The organism is Paenisporosarcina sp. NPDC076907 (assembly GCF_050269735.1).
Classification (GTDB): domain Bacteria; phylum Bacillota; class Bacilli; order Bacillales_A; family Planococcaceae; genus Paenisporosarcina.
This window is the reverse complement of the sequence record NZ_JBNNIX010000001.1, coordinates 151,703-168,986: the sequence shown is the minus strand read 5'-3', so window position 1 is coordinate 168,986 and position 17,284 is coordinate 151,703. Positions and strand designations below refer to the sequence as shown.

The 17,284-nt window shown below is 42.2% G+C and carries 19 protein-coding genes, 1 pseudogene, 1 riboswitch and 1 other annotated feature (1 of these 22 only partly in view); of the genes and pseudogenes, 14 read left to right on the top strand and 6 right to left on the bottom strand.

Going from position 1 to position 17,284, the window contains the following annotated elements:
- Window positions 1–65: a binding site (T-box leader), on the top strand (it extends 148 nt beyond the left edge of the window).
- 77 nt (window positions 66–142) lie between these two features.
- The 8 genes from trpE (at window position 143) to ACQKEV_RS00820 (ending at window position 7,056) form a co-directional block, all read left to right on the top strand.
- The gene (trpE, locus tag ACQKEV_RS00855; RefSeq protein WP_427442457.1) at window positions 143–1,510 is read left to right on the top strand and encodes an anthranilate synthase component I; all 1,368 of its coding nucleotides are present in this window, start codon (window positions 143–145) and stop codon (window positions 1,508–1,510) included.
- Window positions 1,507–2,088 (top strand): anthranilate synthase component II, encoded by a 582-nt coding sequence (locus tag ACQKEV_RS00850; protein WP_427442456.1) that lies wholly within the window; start codon window positions 1,507–1,509, stop codon window positions 2,086–2,088. The genes trpE and ACQKEV_RS00850 overlap by 4 nt, the downstream gene beginning before the upstream one ends.
- A 32-nt stretch (window positions 2,089–2,120) precedes the next feature.
- Entirely contained in the window at window positions 2,121–3,152 is a 1,032-nt protein-coding gene (gene trpD, locus ACQKEV_RS00845; RefSeq protein ID WP_427442454.1) for an anthranilate phosphoribosyltransferase, read from the top strand.
- Entirely contained in the window at window positions 3,149–3,937 is a 789-nt protein-coding gene (gene trpC, locus ACQKEV_RS00840) for an indole-3-glycerol phosphate synthase TrpC (protein ID WP_427442452.1), read from the top strand. The genes trpD and trpC overlap by 4 nt, the downstream gene beginning before the upstream one ends.
- The gene (locus ACQKEV_RS00835; protein WP_427442450.1) at window positions 3,937–4,551 is read left to right on the top strand and encodes a phosphoribosylanthranilate isomerase; all 615 of its coding nucleotides are present in this window, start codon (window positions 3,937–3,939) and stop codon (window positions 4,549–4,551) included. The genes trpC and ACQKEV_RS00835 overlap by 1 nt, the downstream gene beginning before the upstream one ends.
- Window positions 4,548–5,762: a tryptophan synthase subunit beta gene (gene trpB / locus ACQKEV_RS00830; RefSeq protein ID WP_427442448.1), complete on the top strand. Its 1,215-nt coding sequence runs from the start codon at window positions 4,548–4,550 to the stop codon at window positions 5,760–5,762. The genes ACQKEV_RS00835 and trpB overlap by 4 nt, the downstream gene beginning before the upstream one ends.
- Complete coding sequence (gene trpA, locus ACQKEV_RS00825; RefSeq protein ID WP_427442446.1) at window positions 5,755–6,543, top strand: tryptophan synthase subunit alpha; 789 nt, start codon at window positions 5,755–5,757, stop codon at window positions 6,541–6,543. The genes trpB and trpA overlap by 8 nt, the downstream gene beginning before the upstream one ends.
- 231 nt (window positions 6,544–6,774) lie before the next feature.
- The gene (locus ACQKEV_RS00820) at window positions 6,775–7,056 is read left to right on the top strand and encodes a hypothetical protein (RefSeq protein ID WP_427442445.1); all 282 of its coding nucleotides are present in this window, start codon (window positions 6,775–6,777) and stop codon (window positions 7,054–7,056) included.
- 5 nt (window positions 7,057–7,061) lie between these two features.
- Here ACQKEV_RS00820 and ACQKEV_RS00815 read toward each other — a convergent pair whose 3' ends face one another.
- The 4 genes and pseudogenes from ACQKEV_RS00815 to ACQKEV_RS00800 form a co-directional block, all read right to left on the bottom strand.
- Window positions 7,062–7,271, bottom strand: coding sequence for a hypothetical protein (locus tag ACQKEV_RS00815; protein WP_427442443.1), 210 nt, complete (start codon window positions 7,269–7,271; stop codon window positions 7,062–7,064).
- A gap of 318 nt (window positions 7,272–7,589) precedes the next feature.
- Entirely contained in the window at window positions 7,590–9,017 is a 1,428-nt protein-coding gene (locus tag ACQKEV_RS00810; protein WP_427442441.1) for an aldehyde dehydrogenase family protein, read from the bottom strand.
- A gap of 44 nt (window positions 9,018–9,061) precedes the next feature.
- A complete protein-coding gene (locus tag ACQKEV_RS00805) occupies window positions 9,062–10,042 on the bottom strand; it encodes a DUF4003 family protein (RefSeq protein WP_427442439.1) in 981 nt (326 codons plus the stop codon).
- Between the two features lie 23 nt (window positions 10,043–10,065).
- A pseudogene (locus tag ACQKEV_RS00800) lies at window positions 10,066–10,503 on the bottom strand (phosphotransferase enzyme family protein); the annotation flags it as partial.
- A 49-nt stretch (window positions 10,504–10,552) separates the two neighbouring features.
- Here ACQKEV_RS00800 and ACQKEV_RS00795 point away from each other — a divergent pair.
- The 4 genes from ACQKEV_RS00795 to ACQKEV_RS00780 all read left to right on the top strand — a co-directional run bounded on the left by ACQKEV_RS00795 (window position 10,553) and on the right by ACQKEV_RS00780 (window position 14,269).
- Window positions 10,553–10,813, top strand: a complete 261-nt coding sequence (locus ACQKEV_RS00795; protein WP_427442438.1) for a YusW family protein — start codon at window positions 10,553–10,555, stop codon at window positions 10,811–10,813.
- A 108-nt stretch (window positions 10,814–10,921) separates the two neighbouring features.
- Window positions 10,922–11,926: an NADP-dependent oxidoreductase gene (locus tag ACQKEV_RS00790; protein ID WP_427442436.1), complete on the top strand. Its 1,005-nt coding sequence runs from the start codon at window positions 10,922–10,924 to the stop codon at window positions 11,924–11,926.
- A gap of 117 nt (window positions 11,927–12,043) precedes the next feature.
- On the top strand, window positions 12,044–12,865 hold the full coding sequence (locus tag ACQKEV_RS00785) for an aminoglycoside N(3)-acetyltransferase (protein ID WP_427442434.1): 822 nt from the start codon (window positions 12,044–12,046) through the stop codon (window positions 12,863–12,865).
- A 66-nt stretch (window positions 12,866–12,931) separates the two neighbouring features.
- Window positions 12,932–14,269, top strand: a complete 1,338-nt coding sequence (locus ACQKEV_RS00780; RefSeq protein ID WP_427442432.1) for a M20/M25/M40 family metallo-hydrolase — start codon at window positions 12,932–12,934, stop codon at window positions 14,267–14,269.
- A 1-nt stretch (window position 14,270) separates the two neighbouring features.
- On the opposite strand, the gene ACQKEV_RS00775 is transcribed toward ACQKEV_RS00780, so the two are convergent.
- Entirely contained in the window at window positions 14,271–14,432 is a 162-nt protein-coding gene (locus tag ACQKEV_RS00775; protein ID WP_427442430.1) for a hypothetical protein, read from the bottom strand.
- 55 nt (window positions 14,433–14,487) lie between these two features.
- Window positions 14,488–15,096 (bottom strand): zinc dependent phospholipase C family protein, encoded by a 609-nt coding sequence (locus tag ACQKEV_RS00770; protein ID WP_427442428.1) that lies wholly within the window; start codon window positions 15,094–15,096, stop codon window positions 14,488–14,490.
- Between the two features lie 223 nt (window positions 15,097–15,319).
- Window positions 15,320–15,502: riboswitch (Lysine riboswitch) on the top strand.
- A gap of 135 nt (window positions 15,503–15,637) precedes the next feature.
- On the opposite strand from ACQKEV_RS00770, the gene ACQKEV_RS00765 reads away from it, so the two are divergent.
- Both ACQKEV_RS00765 and ACQKEV_RS00760 read left to right on the top strand, forming a co-directional pair.
- Window positions 15,638–16,477, top strand: coding sequence for a transporter substrate-binding domain-containing protein (locus ACQKEV_RS00765; protein WP_427442427.1), 840 nt, complete (start codon window positions 15,638–15,640; stop codon window positions 16,475–16,477).
- A gap of 60 nt (window positions 16,478–16,537) precedes the next feature.
- The gene (locus ACQKEV_RS00760) at window positions 16,538–17,284 is read left to right on the top strand and encodes an amino acid ABC transporter permease (RefSeq protein ID WP_427442425.1); all 747 of its coding nucleotides are present in this window, start codon (window positions 16,538–16,540) and stop codon (window positions 17,282–17,284) included.

The window sequence follows — 17,284 nt, the reverse complement described above, 5'->3', positions numbered from 1 at the left end:
TCCTAGAGTGAAAGCCAGTATTGGCTTTTAATTTGAGGTGGCACCACGGTCATTCCGTCCTCTGTACATGAACTTTTCTGTTCATGTACAGGGGACTTTTTTGTTTTCCGGGTGCTAACGAGCTGAGCAGAGGAGAGATTAGATGCAAACACATGCCGTAAAAACAACACGTGTCACAATCAATGGAGACACTTTATCGCCCATCGCGATTTTCAAAAGGTTACAGGGAACGCGGAAATTCCTGCTCGAAAGTTCTTTGAAACATGAGGCATCAGGTCGCTATTCCTTCATTGGCGCAAATCCAGTGCGAGAATTACGTGGTTCCCCAAACGAATTAATTGAACGTTCACTGCTGACGGGGGAAATCACCGTGCATAGCGGAAAACCTATTGAATCTTTGAAAACGTTGCTACCCTTTGAGAACGATGATCTGGAGTTCCCTTTTACGGGAGGAGCAGTTGGTTATATCGGATACGACGTCATTGCACACTATGAAAACATTGGTACTGCCCTCCCTGACGAACGTAATATGCCGGATATCCATTTGCTGATTTATGAAACGATCGTTGTCTATGACCATCAAAAACAAGATGTCACCATTTTGCATAATGGCGCAACCCCTTCTCCTATCGAAGAAATCGAACGCCAGCTGGCAGAGAAGGAATTTGAAGAAGAAGACAGTGACCAAACTTGTCTTCCCTTCACATCGAATGTCACCAAACAATCGTTTATCGATCAGGTTGAACGCGCAAAAGAATGTATTCGCGCTGGGGAAGTTTTTCAAATCGTTCTTTCTCAACGATTGCAAGCAACTTATACAGGTGACCCTTTTTCGCTGTACCGAAAACTACGGAAAGATAATCCTTCCCCCTACATGTTTTACGTCGATTTTGACGAACACGTAGTACTCGGTGCTTCTCCTGAAAGTTTGCTGAGCATTCAAGGAAATCGCGTGACGACAAATCCGATTGCAGGAACGAGAAGGCGAGGTCTTACACCCGAAGAAGATGCGCTACTTGCAAAAGAATTACTCGCTGATCCAAAAGAACTGGCTGAACACCGTATGCTCGTGGACTTGGGAAGAAATGATTTAGGGCGAATCAGCGAAGTTGGCAGCGTCCATTTAACGAAATATATGAACATCGAAAAATACCAACACGTCATGCACATCGTTTCTGAAGTGGCTGGCACTTTGCGAAATGACCAGCATCCGCTTGATGCACTGGTCGCCTGTTTACCTGCAGGAACTGTAACGGGAGCACCTAAAATTCGTGCTATGCAAATCATTCAAGACATGGAAAACGTTAAACGCGGCGTGTATGCAGGCGCAGTTGGCTACATTGGATTTAATGGAAATATCGATATTGCGTTAGCGATTCGAACACTGGTTATCAAAGACCAAACCGCCTATGTCCAAGCGGGTGCCGGCATTGTATATGATTCCGACCCCCAATCGGAATTTGAAGAAACGTTGCACAAAGCGAAGTCGTTATTGGAGGTGCTGTCATGATTTTGCTGCTAGACCACTACGACTCGTTTACGTACAACTTGTACCAAAGCCTTTCGATGCTTGGCGAAGAAGTAACAGTTGCCCGCTATGATGAGATTTCGATTGATGAAATTCGTCACATGAACCCAAGAGTGATTGTCCTGTCACCTGGTCCAGGTTCACCAAATGACAAGTTGCATTCTTTATCGATTATCCAGGAATTTTACCAAACCATCCCCATGCTCGGCGTTTGCTTGGGTCACCAACTTCTTGGCGTGGCATTTGGTGCGAAAATTAAACAGGCTGCGATGGTCATGCATGGAAAAGTATCTGCTATACGGCATTCACACGTAGGAATGTTTGCTTATTTGCCGCAACCCTTACCTGTCATGCGCTACCATTCGCTCGTCTTGGAGGATTTGCCTCCTTGTTTCAAAACCACAGCCATTTCGATGGATGATCGTAGCATTATGGCCATTCAACATGTGGAATACCCTCTTTATGGCTTGCAGTTCCACCCTGAATCCATTGGAACGCGAGATGGAGAGAAGATTCTTCAAGCCTTTTTAACGGATATCGCTCAGCCAGTTGAGATTTAGTCAGAAGAGATTTAGCCAGAGGAGAGATTGAGATGAGAAGATTTACAGAGAGTGTACGTGGTGGAAATTCACTGACGTACAGTGAGATGAGAGAAGCTACAAACGCCATGTTTTCAGAAGAATCTGCTGGTGTGGATATCGCGAATTTCTTAAACGCCTTATCTATAAAAGGCGAAACTACAGAAGAAATTGCAGCACTGGTTGAAGTTTTACGGGAAAATGCGACACAGATTCCTGTGACCTCCCCCCTTGTATTTGATAACTGCGGAACGGGAGGCGATGGTTCCCAAAGCTTTAATATTAGCACCACATCTTCATTCGTTTTAGCAGGGGCAGGACTGAAAATCGCCAAGCACGGAAACCGCAGTATTTCGAGCAGAACCGGTAGCGCCGATGTACTTGAAGAACTTGGCATTGCCTTGGATTTTCTACCACGCGAAGTGGATGAATTATTGAATCAAACGAACATCGCTTTTTTATTCGCTCCACATGTTCATCCAAAAATGAAACGGATTCAATCCATTCGAAAATCGATGGGAAAACCGACAATATTCAATATGATTGGTCCCTTAACCAATCCAGTGGAATTAACGTCCCAAATGGTTGGTGTATACCGTCCGGATAAATTGATGGATATCGCCGCTGCCCTTCATCGACTTGGCCGAAAAAGCGCAATTGTCTTGAGTGGTGCTGGCGGAATGGATGAAGCATCTTTGGCGGGAGATAACCATCTCGTGCTCATGAAAGACGGCGATTGTATCCCGTTTACTCTGAATGCCCAGGAAGTTGGGTTGCCATATGCTTCACTCGAAGCGATTCGTGGTGGAGACGCTAAAGATAATGCTGAAATTTTGAAGCGTGTTTTACGTGGGGAACCATCCCCTTATTTAGATACTGTGTTGTTAAATGCAGGAATCGGATTGTTCGCAGCAGGTACCGTTTCAACCATTCAGGAAGGCGTTCATAAAGCACGGAAGACCATTTCTAACGGTCGGGCGCTTAGTGTCATGAAATCAGTGATCGCATACAGCCAGAACCGGAATCATTTGGAGGTGAACGCATGACAATTTTGGAGCAGATTTTAGAAGTGAAGAAACTAGAAGTAGCAGGTTTACTGAAGCAACAAGACCTTTCAGAATTTACTAAAACGACTTCTAATCAACCTTCACTTTTTGAGAGTTTATATAACACGCAGCATTTACAGGTCATTTCAGAAATCAAACGCGCGTCCCCTTCAAAAGGTTTAATTAATGGCAATGTCAATCCCGTTCAACAGGCACTGGCTTATGAAAAGGCTGGCGCGGCAGCGATTTCTGTATTGACCGATCAACAATTTTTCAAGGGATCGATGGATGATTTACAAGCTGTTTCTTCTGCAGTCAACCTCCCCGTTCTCTGCAAGGACTTTATTATCCACCCTTTACAGATTGACCAGGCAAAACGTGCTGGCGCATCCGTCATTCTGTTAATTGTTGCGGCCCTTGAACAACCGCTTCTTCAGGAGCTATTTGACTATGCCAGTAGGTTGAACCTGGAAGTTTTGGTTGAGGTTCATGACGTAGATGAATTGCAAAGAGCTTTGGCGATAGATGCAAAAATGATTGGTGTAAATAATCGCAATCTCAAAACGTTCGAAGTGGATTTAGCGAACACCGTACAAATCGCAGCACACTTCCCTTTTCATGAGCAACGTGTATTAATCAGTGAAAGTGGAATTGCAGACGTTTCTGATGCCATTTCAGTTGCCCAAGTCGGAGCACATGCAGTACTGGTTGGGGAAACGTTAATGCGTACTAAAAATATTGACGAAATATTGCATACGTTTCACGTGAAACGTGGTGAATATTGATGACTAAAGTCAAAATTTGTGGATTGATGGAACCGGAAGATGTGAAAACAGCTATTAACGCAGGAGCTGATGCGGTTGGATTTGTGTTCGCACCCAGTCGCCGTCAACTAACTGTTGAAACTGCAAAAGAACTTGCCGATGCAGTTCCGAGTGAAGTATTGAAAATTGGCGTCTTCGTCAATAAAGCATTAGAAGAAGTGGAACGAATCGCAAAAGAAGTCCCACTGGATGTCGTTCAGCTTCATGGTGATGAAACACCCGAATATGTTCGAAATTTATCTTTCCCTACAATTAAAGCGTTATCGATAAATAGTTTTGAAGACGTACAAAAGGCCGCTCAATATGAAGTTGATTATTTCTTGTTTGATGCGCCAGGCTTAGAATTTCGTGGAGGTTCGGGTCAGTCATTTGACTGGACACTCCTTGCAAAAGCCAATATTCCGCTTGAGAAAGTCGTACTAGCTGGCGGCTTGAATGAAAGTAATGTAAGAGAAGCCATAAACACCGTCCACCCTTTTATGGTGGATGTATCTAGTGGAGTTGAGACAGAGCAAAAGAAAGATGCAGAAAAAATCCGCACGTTTATACGTGCTGTTCGAGATGAGGAGAGATGAGCGTGCAAACTACCTACAACCAACCAAACGCAACTGGACATTATGGCAGATTCGGCGGAAGATTTGTTCCTGAGACATTGATGCAAGCTGTGATTGAATTAGAGGAAGCTTACGATTTAGCTATTCAAGACGATGCTTTTCTTGAGGAATTCCGTTACTACTTAAAAGATTATGTGGGTCGGGAAAACCCCCTTTACTATGCCGAACGCTTAACGAAGAAAATGGGTGGTGCCAAGATTTACTTGAAACGTGAAGATCTTAATCATACAGGCGCCCATAAAATTAACAACACGATCGGTCAGGCACTTCTTGCTGTCCGTATGGGCAAACGCAAAGTTGTTGCAGAAACCGGCGCTGGTCAGCATGGTGTGGCAACTGCAACGGTGTGTGCGTTGCTAGACTTGGAATGTGTGATTTTCATGGGCGAAGAAGACGTCCGTCGTCAGCAACTGAATGTATTCCGTATGGAGCTGCTGGGTGCAAAAGTCGTTACCGTGACACAAGGCAGTCGAACGTTGAAGGATGCCGTTAACGAAGCGCTGCGTTACTGGGTGACGAATGTTGGGGACACTCACTACATTATGGGCTCAGTTTTAGGACCACACCCCTTCCCTAAAATTGTGCGTGATTTCCAACGCGTCATTGGTGACGAAACTCGAAAACAAATCGTCAAAAAAGAAGGTCGCCTGCCGGATGCAATCGTTGCCTGTATTGGTGGCGGCAGTAATGCCATGGGAATGTTCTATCCTTTTATTGAAGACAAAGACGTGAAATTGTTCGGCGTGGAAGCAGCTGGCGCTGGTCTGGATACCAATCAACACGCAGCTACATTGACGAAAGGTTCTGTAGGCGTTTTGCACGGCGCACTTATGTATTTACTACAAGATGATGCAGGTCAAATTCAGGAAGCACACTCCATTTCAGCTGGACTCGATTATCCAGGAATCGGACCCGAACATAGCTTCTTACATGAAAATGGTCGTGTGGAGTACACGTCGGTAACGGATGAACAGGCATTAGCTGCTGTCCAACTGCTTGCTAGAACGGAAGGCATCCTCCCCGCTCTTGAGTCTGCTCATGCCATTCATTTTGCCGGCGAACTGGCAGCTCGGATGAGTGAAGAGGAGATTGTCGTGATTTGTTTATCAGGACGCGGAGACAAAGATGTCGTTACGGTTCGCGATGCGCTTGGAGGTGGACCAAATGACTAAAATGAAATTGCAAACCGCAATAGAACAGCAAGTCGCCACTGGTGGAAAAGCGTTCATCCCTTATATCATGGCCGGGGACGGCGGGTTACACAACCTCCGTGAACAATTACTGTTTCTTCAGGAATCCGGCGCCACTGCAGTCGAGCTCGGAATCCCTTTCTCTGACCCTGTTGCAGATGGTCCAACCATCCAGGAAGCCGGGAAACGCGCCTTAGCTTCAGGCGTGACATTGCGTGGTGTGTTAGAAGAAATCATGTCTTTGCGTAATGAGGTAACAATACCGATTGTCTTAATGACATACTTGAATCCAGTGTTCCGCTATGGGATCGAAAAGTTTGCACAAGACTGTGCTGAGGCTGGCGTTAGTGGATTGATTGTTCCCGATTTACCGCTTGAAGAAAGTACGATGGTGAAGGATGAGTTCTCAAAACACGATTTGGCTCTCGTTCAATTGGTCAGTCTGACTAGCCCTCAAGAACGAATCGAGCGAATTGCGAAAGCTTCAGAAGGATTTCTATATGCAGTTACGGTTACCGGTATCACAGGTGCGCGCGCTGAGTTTGCAGCGAATGTTGGCGAACATTTGGCGAAGCTGAAAGAAGTAAGCCCGGTCCCAGTTATGGCAGGGTTCGGGATCTCCACGCCTGAACAGGTACGCGAAATGGGCAAGCTTGCAGACGGGGTCATTGTGGGAAGTCGTATAGTTGATGCATTTCATGAGGGGAATCTTGATTGCATCCGCGAGTTGATTGCCGCTTCAAAAACGGTGGAGATTGTTTAAAGTGTAAAAGTACGATTCATAATCGTCCTATACATTAAAAAGACTAATTGGAACCTCATGCGCTGAATGCACATGAGGTCTTTTTAGGAAAAAATATTATGCACTCTAATTACAACCGTACGAAAATCGACACCACAATATTTTTCCTACACAGAAAAGAAACTCTACGCATTAAATAAATATGATACCAAAATTTTATGACATCAATGAAGAATATTGGGGGCAAGAAGATTGAATAAAAATCATATGAATTCTGATTCTTATATTCAAAACACCTCAATTTCAGAAAACAATTCTGCTAAACTTGCTTTGATTGCATCAGTGATCACTACATTCGGTGATGCTTTAGCAACTGTTGCGGCTGCGCTAGCCTTAGAAGAAGCTGCTAACAGCAATACACAAGACTTCCAAAATCAAAATAGCCAAGATAAGCAATTGATACAAATGCAAAAACAAATTGATTATTTAACAAATCAAGTTGCCAAACTTAACAAGTCAAGGAACAAAAATTAGTAGAGTCAAGAATCCTTCAACTTTTCAGCTGTTATTTGTGCATCTTGTTCTTTACTTATTTTCAATAATGCCATGGTAAATATTGAAAGTCCTATTGTAATTAGCCCTCCTGCCAACCATCGAATACCATCTGGTTCCGTAAATGTATCAAAATACGTCAACGTCAATATGAGAAACCCGAACAATAGAAACAGTGTTGCGATTAAATTATTCAACCATATCCCCCCGATTTATTTTTGAGTTCTTACACCTTACGATTGGTTATTCAAAGTTTATTACTAATAAATTCTCTATTACTCTCGTTACTCCTTCTCATTTTATTAAAACGGACTGGTGTGTCTTTCCCGAAAAGAATCGTGTCCTCTCCAGAGCGAATGGACGGAAACGACGAATGACTGGACGAAAACTCAACTTGAGTGGACAGAAAACCAACTTAACTGGACGAAAAACAGCTCCGAATGGACGGAAACCCGCTCCAAATGGACAAAAAAATCACCACAATTGAGCTGATCAATTGTGGTGCTTCTTCATGTTCAAAACACGGTTTTCATCGTAATAAACTTCAATTCAGTCATTTCATCGACGGCAAATTTGACGCCTTCGCGGCCATAGCCACTCATTTTCACGCCGCCGTAAGGCATGTTGTCGACCCGGAAAGTTGGAATGTCATTGATGATGACAGCTCCCGCTTCAATTTCATCGGCCGCTTTCATCGCATCCGTCAAGACATTCGTGTAAATGGCTGCATTCAATCCAAACTGTGAAGCATTTACCCACTCGATTGCTTCATCCAATGTGTCATAAGGAATAACGGAGACAATTGGCGCAAAGACTTCTTCGCATACAACTTTCATATCTTCTTTAGCACCTATTAGTACAGTAGGATGTAGCTGACGTTCTGTAAATTCGCCTCCTGTCGCAACTGTCGCCCCTTGCGATTTTGCTTCTTCAATCCAACTGACAATGCGTTCCACTTCGTCTGGATGAATCATTGAACCGACATCGGTTTGTTCATCCAGTGGATCGCCAACTATTAGTTTTTTCGTTTCATCCACAAACCCTTGCACGAATTCATCATAAACTTCGCGGTTCACGTAAATGCGTTGTAAAGAAATACATACCTGTCCCGAAAAGCTGAATGCCCCTTCTGCACAACGTTTGACGATTTTTTCGATAGGCACACTTGGCTCTACAATCAAGGCAGCGTTTGAACCTAGTTCAAGCGTAATTTTGCGTAGACCCACTTTTTCTTTAATTTTCAACCCGACAGGAACACTTCCAGTAAACGTCACTTTTTTAACTGCTGGATGTGTAATGAGAGCGTCACTTAACTCGCTCCCGCTTCCTGTTACAATTTGAAGCGCACCATCCGGTAAACCAGCTTCTTTGAAAATATCGGCCATGACCAGTGAACTCAACGGTGTTTGGGTTGCCGGCTTCAAAACAACCGTATTCCCCACTGCGAAAGCAGGTCCTAGTTTATGCGCCACTAAATTGAATGGGAAATTGAACGGCGTAATCGCTGCCACAACCCCGATCGCTTCTTTTTTTGTCCAGCCAATTCGGTTCGCACCTCCTGGGGCAGCGTCCATCGGAATGGTTTCCCCTCGGTATTGCTTCGCTTCCTCTGCAGCAAATTGATAGGTCGCAATCGTGCGATCCACTTCACCACGAGACGTTTTCAACGGTTTGCCAGCTTCTTGCGCCAATATCATGGCGAGCTCTTCTTTACGTTCGCGCATAATGTTGACCACTTTATATAAAATTTCTGCCCGATCATAAGCCGTCCATTTTTTGAAGGAATGAAAGGCTTGTTCCGCGCCAGCAATTGCTACTTTCACATCTTCCGGTGATCCTTTTGCCACTTTAGCAAGCAGTTTTCCATCATAAGGAGCTTTCAATTCATACGTTCCACTTGCTTCACGCCAATCTCCATTAATCCAAAGTCCGGTTTCTTTCAAAAGAAACACCTCCTGAAGTCGTTATCTATACATTCGTCCCTATTCTAACATTCTCCTCCACCACTTGACGCAACTGCCGCATTCGTTGCTGCCATCGACGCAATCATGGCAGCTTGTTGGGCTTGCATCACCATTTCAATCGTAGTGGCGAAGCTAACGGAGGCTGTTCCTTCATTATCGATAATGTGTTTCGTTTCGAGTTGGACCGCTATTGGAAAAATCATCTCTTTATACCAATTGAAAAGCTTCATTGTTTCCAATTGACGGTACGTTTCAATGACATGTTGCAATTCCTCATCTTTTATTTCCAAGGTTGCCAAAAAGCCTACCATGACATAATGCATGGATTTTATTTTAATGCCTGCAGCTTTCAGTTGGTCCCTTATATGCACAGCCTGACCAACTATATTGGTTTGATAACTCGGGCTTTTATATGTAAGAATTTGCGACATCCATTGAAGTTCATTTCCCATATGAAAACCTTGTGGCCAAAGTTCCGTATAATATCGATTCATTGTTGCCGCTCGTTCTTTCTGATCTCCTGCCAGTCTTCCAAGCATGACTGCATACGGCACATCATCCGGCTGTGTCAGGAATGGATGATGTCCCTTCATCGCATCATATAAGAGTTTAGCTTGCGCAGCTTCGGCATCTTGTAAGGATTTTTCGTCACTCATTAAAAGAGCCGCTAAGTAACTGTAGACATTTGTTTTAAAGCCTGCAGATTTTAATGATTCTGTTTTCGTCAGTAAGGTATCAATTGAAATGGACGGATCTTCATCATCCTTCGTCAAGATTGCCGCCATCATATAGTGAATATGTGATCGAAGTGGTGATGTCCAGCCAGATTTTTGCTTAATCACATCTGAAGTTGCCAAGAATCGTTTGCCATCGAATGTTTTACCTGTTGTGACATAGTAACTCGCTATCGATAACGCAATTCGCTTATCAACAGTCCAACTAATTGCGCTTTTTACTTGTTCATATGTTGATAGCAAATCTTCTTTCACCTGAACCATCTTCATATCATTCACTCCTTTTTATGTATTTACGAAAAGTCGCGATTAAAAGTTTCGTTCATCCACGAGGTGAATTCTTTTTCATACGGCGTTTTTCGATATCGTAAGTTCACTTCGAGTTCCTTCAACTTATCAGACTGCCATTGTTCCAAAGTATTTTTGTTCCATGTTTTCTGAAACAGCAGGTACAAAAATAATTCCCTTACCTGTAGAAACAGCTTGAGCTGGATTAAGTCCGCTTCATTGAGTGACCGAATTTGAAGATATCCATCGAGAAAATGATTCAAGAATTCTTGTTGGAAAGTAATCCATTCTGGATGGTATGCGCTTCCAGTCCACATGGCATGATAGATGGAAGCTGACAAATCTTGGACAAACCAATTGTAAGCACAATCATCGAAATCAAAAATAATGAGTTGTTGTGCTTTAACGAAAAAATTCCCTTGATGCAAATCATTGTGAATTAGACCAAAGCGTTTTTTAGTTTTTGGATCAGATCAACCAGAAGCGCTAGATGTGAATTATGAAGAAGAAAAAGACTCTACGGATGCTGAGTATAGAAATACTGCAGATGGTGGTAGTGAGGTTACTGGTGAGGAAGCCATGGCAAAATTGAAGCCCATCCTTGAAAAATTGCGATTAAAAGAAAACATGTCAGATGAAGTAATTATTGACCAAATTGTCAGCGCTTTTGGAATTAAAGATAATTACACGTTAATTGAAGCAGATATAACTTGGCAAAATGAAGAGAAGAAAGCGATTGAAGTCAAAAAATGAATTTATTTTGAGTCCTTGACGATTGTTGAGGACTCTTTTCATGTAAAAAATAACTGGGTAAGGTACATTACTTCATATAGCTAATTATTTTACGGAGGGATGAGGATTATGCAGAAGCAAATTAAATTGATTAACCGACCTAAAGGTACACCGACGAAAGATGATTTCAAAATGATTAGTGGACCTATCGAGAGTGCCTCTGATGGCGAGGTCGTAGTAAAAACAGTTTACATATCAGTTGATCCTTATTTACGTGGCCGGATGAACGATACAAAATCGTATATTCCTCCCTTTGAATTGAATGAAATGATAACAAGCGGAGTCGTAGGACAAGTCATTCAATCGAAGTCATCTCTTTTCGAAAAAGGCGATGTTGTTTTAGGAGCTCTTCCTTGGCAAGAATATAGTGTAGTAAAAGAAAACGCGGTTCGAAAAATTGATCATCGAATGGCACCGGCGTCAGCTTATTTGAGCGTTTTGGGCATGACCGGTTTGACTGCTTATTTTGGCTTACTGGATATTGGGAAACCTAAAGAAGGCGAAACAGTGGTTGTTTCAGGAGCGGCAGGAGCTGTAGGGTCCATCGTAGGACAAATTGCAAAATTAAAAGGTGCACATGTAGTCGGCATTGCTGGATCTGAAGAGAAAGTGAAGTTCCTGCTCGACGAACTGGGTTTTGATGCAGCTATCAATTATAAGACGCAGGATGTTGCTCAAGCGTTGCGGGAAGTCTGTCCAAACGGAATCGATGTTTACTTTGAAAACGTTGGCGGAGAAATTTCAGATGCCATCTTCCCTCTTTTGAATAATTTTGCGCGTATTCCCGTATGTGGAGCGATTTCTTCTTATAATAACGAACAAGCAGACGTTGGACCTCGTGTGCAAGGGCATTTAATTAAGACAAGTTCATTGATGCAAGGCTTCACTGTTGGCAATTACTCGGCTCGTTTTGGAGAAGGTGCAAAAGAATTGGCCACTTGGTTAAAAGAAGGCAAACTGAAGTACGAGGAAACCATTACAGAAGGTTTCGATCACACAATCGATGCATTTCTCGATCTTTTCAATGGTGCAAATCTTGGAAAGGCGATTGTGAAAGTAGCGGATATTGAATAATGAAAGTAAGCGTCGTTCTGGAGTAAACCAGAGCGGCTTTTTTATAAAACAATGCATTTTCAAAGGCATCCTTTCTCCTTTACAATTGAACTATTAAAGATTTCGGAGGCCACCTACATGAGTGAATTTGATTTAGTACAAGAAACCACCTCTTTCCAATCAGTTGAAACGTTAAAACAGCAATTGCAGACGCTTGGCATTAAAGCTGGAGATGCTATCATGGTTCATTCATCCATCAAATCGATGGGTTGGATTGCCGGTGGAGCTAAAGCAGTCATCGATGCATTGATGGAAATTATTACGGAAGAAGGCACCATTATCATGCCTGCCCAATCGGCAGAGAACTCGGAGCCTTCTTATTGGATGCTACCGCCTGTTCCGAAAGAATGGCATGCTGCAATCCGCGAACATACACCTGCTTACGACCCACATCTGACCCCACTTCGAGGAATGGGAAAAATTGCGGAATGCTTTCATCGGCATCCGAAAACCATTCGCAGCTATCACCCTGTCCATAGCTTTATGGCCTGGGGCAAGCACGCTGAACAATGGATGATGGAACACCCACTGGAAGATTCTTTTGGGATGACTTCACCACTCGGCGCATTTTTGAATGAAAACGTTAAAATCGTTTTAATTGGCGTGGGTTACGATTCCTGCACAGCTTTGCATCTTTCAGAGAACTTACTAGAAAAGAAGACTTACACAAATCAAGGTGCAGCTATGCTTGTTGACGGCCAACGACAATGGATTGATTTTCAAACTTTAGATGTGGATTCAGATCGATTCTCTGACCTCGGGGAATCATTTGAAAAAGAACATCCCGAAGCATTTTATGCAGGAAAATTAGGTCAAGCCGATTGCCGCATTATTCAAATGAAACCACTGATCGATTTTGGCGCGAAATGGTTAAAAGAAAATCCAGTTAAAGAAGATTAATAAATTTTATTAGTAAAATTCTCATTTTTGTTCATCCTAATGGAATCAACATGATGGAGGAACAATATGAAAAATACGATAGTTAAAATTGCGGTTGCAGCGATTCTTGGACTGGGTGTTATTGCTCCGATTGCCTTCGCGACTCACTACACTTCTAATCAGCAAGAAGAATCTAACACTGAAACTAAAATCCTGCAGTCACTAAATGCTGATAACATGTATAACAATATTAAATTTTTATCCAAAACACCTCGAGTGGCGGGAACACAACAAGAAGACACTGCGGTTGCTTTCATTAAAAAACAATTCGAGTCCTATGGTTATAAGGTCAAGGTACAGGCTTTCACTTTCACTGACTATACGGCGCCTCACACCATTGGTTTACAGATCGAGCGTTTTTCAGTAAAACTGGATCCGCAGGCTTTGGAATATTCGGTTAGCGGAAAAGTTACCGGAGAAGTCGTTGATGCTGGGCTTGGTCAGAATAAAGACCTCGAACAATTGGACTTGACCGGAAAAATTGCACTTCTGCAGCGTGGTGTCATTAGCTTCAAAGAGAAAATGTTAAATGTGGCTGCGAAAGGTGCTGTAGGGGTCATATTTTACAACAATGAACCGGGAACCATCATGGGAAGTTTAGGTGAACCTCATAAAGGATTTGTTCCATCAGTGCTGTTGACCCAAACTGAAGGCGAGACGATGATAAGTCATATTAAGAAATACCCTCGAGCTGTTGCCTCTTTAAAAATTGAAGGAGCAAAGTCCGAACAAAATACATCGCACAATGTCATTGCCACCAAAAAGCCCAACGTATCCAAAAAAACAAAAGAAACTCATGACATCCTGGTCATCGGTGCGCATCACGATTCAGTTGCAGGGGCGCCTGGTGCTAATGATGATGCATCCGGAACTGCCATGACACTTGAACTTGCACGGGTCATGAAAGCCGTTCCAACGCACACAGAAATCCGATTTATCACGTTTGGTGCAGAAGAACTGGGATTGATAGGTTCCAATCACTATGTAGAACAGTTATCAAAAGAGGAAATCAGCCGAATCGTGGCCAACTTCAATCTGGATATGGTAGGAAGTAAAGATGCAGGTGATCTGATTTTGCAAACGGTTGATAATAAGCCGAACCTTGTGACTGAACTGGCACAGGAAGCCAGTACAGATCTGAACGGAGAGCCAACACCTTATAATCAAGGTGACAGTAGCGACCATGTTCCCTTTGCAAAAGCTGGAATTCCAGCTGCTTTATTCATTCACAACCCAGCGGAGCCTTGGTATCATAAGCCCGAAGATACTATAGACAAAATCAGTAAAGAAAAACTGAAAGACGTTTCGGAAATCGTCACTCTCGCCGTCATGAATCAAACACGCAGAGCGAATTATGCGAAGTAATTTATGAAATTGCTCTAATTCCTACGTGGATGGCGATTTTTCCTACGTGAACAGTGAAAATTCCTACGTCACCTTCATTTTTTCCTACGTGAAGGTCAATAATTACAACTGAGCGATCGCTCAGTAGGAAATCATAATCGATTGCAGTCTTGCGAAACCCCACGTACCTGGATATTGTCCAGATTCGTGGGGTTTTTTGCGCACTAGCTCGACCTACATTAACTTAAAATTGGTTTTATATGCATGATTCCTTTTTGGACTGATGTTTCTATGTATCCAATGATTTGCTCAAGAGTAAAAACATTTAATTGTTGTTTACTAAGTGCAATATCATATTTCATATCTTCTAACACATATGGAACAAAGTCATGGATGTCTTTAGAGGATACTTCTTCAATCTCAATAACTGAGCCACTACTTTCTAAAATCTCTTTAAGTTCATCTGTGACTCCGTAGTAATCTAATAACAACCCATTTAATGTTTGAAAATCGCCATGATATAAATTGAGGATATTCTGATCGTTTTCCAGTCTGTTTTTTAACCATGGTAAATAAAATCCCTTTAACCACAAGTCATCTGCGATTAGATGTGAATAATATCCTAAAATAAATGAACTGTTTTTATCAGAACGATATTTTTCAATAAAATTTTCGTAATCTACATTTCTTGAATAATCATTGACGTCGCCCGTAAAGAAATGTGATAACTCTTTAGGAGACCCTGCATCTGGTGCTATCCCTCCTAATAAAAAGGACGTTTTATCTGATATTGGAACTGATTCAGCAATTTTATAGGCTATAATACTATGCATAATTCTTGAACCCATAATAACCTTCCTTCACCTTTTGTTAGCGATTTTCATGACCACTCATATCTATTCTCTTTTAAGATATTAATTCCCTTTAAAATGGTAAAAATACAACCCTATTTATCGATAATATTATGTTTTAACAAATGCCATTAGGTAATTTCCAGATTGTTAGATTGGTTGACAGATAAATTATGTTGTTGTAGACTGTTGAACATAATTGAATATAACCTCACTTTTATGGTGAGGTAGAGGCGCGATATTTAACAGTCCTTAGAGGAGTTTGAGATACTTTGATTCTAAGGAGAAGGAAATGTCGCCGAAGTGTGTAATATTTCTCGGTATTACTTGCTGGGTCTGTAGTTAAGAACTGCAGGACTGTCTCAATAAACTTCCCGGTTTATTGAGGTGTGCTATCTCATTTGGGAAAAGAAGAGGATTTAGGGCAACTATACATATTGCGACCTGAGATCATCTCAGGTCTTTTTTTGTGCAGTTGGCCTTTTTAGTCTATAAAGACAAAGTAAAACATATATCAAACAAAAGGGGAGAACTAGTCATGAGAAAAAAATCAACCATATTTTTAACGATATTCCTTTCAACCATTTTGCTTTTAACAGCTTGTGGGTCAAGCACTTCAGAAAAAACAGGAACATCAGGAGAAAAAGATACATTTAAGGTAGGACTTGAAGCGGGATATGCACCATTTAACTGGACTCAAATGGATGACTCAAACGGTGGAGTGAAAATTGATGGCAATGCAGAATATGCAGGTGGCTATGATGTGGAAATCGCCAAAAAAATTGCTGAAGAACTAGGAAAAGAATTAGTCATCGTGAAAACTGAATGGGATGGGCTTGTACCAGCATTGGTTTCAGGTAAAATTGATGCCATTATTGCAGGTATGTCCCCTACAGCAGAGCGTAAAGAGTCAATCGATTTCTCGGACAATTACTACACATCAGAATTAGTGATGGTTGTTAAAAAAGGTGGAGAGTATGAAGGTGCTACTTCCCTCCAAGATTTCAAAGGAGCAAAAATAACGGCTCAATTAAACACATTCCACTATTCAGTAATTGATCAAATAGATGGCGTGAAGAAACAAACAGCGATGGACAATTTCCCTGCAATGCGAGTTGCGCTTGAATCAGGAATGATTGATGGGTATGTGTCAGAACGTCCTGAAGGAATCAGTGCTTCTGCGGCTAATGACAACTTTGCAATGGTAGAATTTACAGATGGCTTCGCTACTTCTGATGATGATACAGCTACTGCGGTAGGACTTCAAAAGGGCAGTGACTTAGCAGAGAAAATTAATAAAGCCTTATCAAAAATCTCAGAAGAAGAACGCCAAGAAATTATGGATAACGCTATCAAGAATCAACCGGCAGCACAATAAATGATCATGTGATACCGGCTGCAACGGCAGCCGGTTTTATATTGTTTAAGGAGGACAAAGATGAGTACTGAGTGGATTATGACGATTTTAACCAATAACTGGCCGATGTTCATTCGTGGAGCGGTTATGACACTCTTGATTTCCATTATCGGAACGATTCTGGGGGCAATCATCGGATTACTGATTGGTGTCATCAAAACGATTCCAATGCCTGATCGAGGGGCTAAAAAATGGTTATTAAAAATAATAAATGCAATTTTATCTGTGTATGTTGAGTTTTTCCGCGGCACGCCTATGATTGTGCAAGCCATGGTTATATTTTATGGGTCGGCCCTGGCATTTGGCATCAACATGGACGTATTGACTGCGGCCGTCTTTATCGTATCAATCAATACTGGGGCGTACATGGCAGAAATTGTCCGCGGTGGAATCGTGTCCGTCGATCAAGGGCAATTTGAAGCTTCCCAGGCAATCGGTATGAATCATTTTCAGACGATGATCCATGTCGTACTGCCGCAAGTCATTCGTAACATTTTGCCAGCAACAGGCAATCAATTTGTCATTAATATTAAAGATACGGCTGTTCTGAACGTCATTGGGGTAACCGAGTTGTTTTTCCAAACGAAATCTGTTGCCGGAAACAACTTCAGGTATTTTGAATCGTTCTTTGTTGCCTGTGTTCTGTATTTCATCATGACGTTTACCATCACACTTATCCTGCGATACATCGAGAGAAAATTGGATGGACCTAAAAATTACAGCATGATTGGAATGCCGTCAGATGTACTTGGGAACGGTGAACGATAA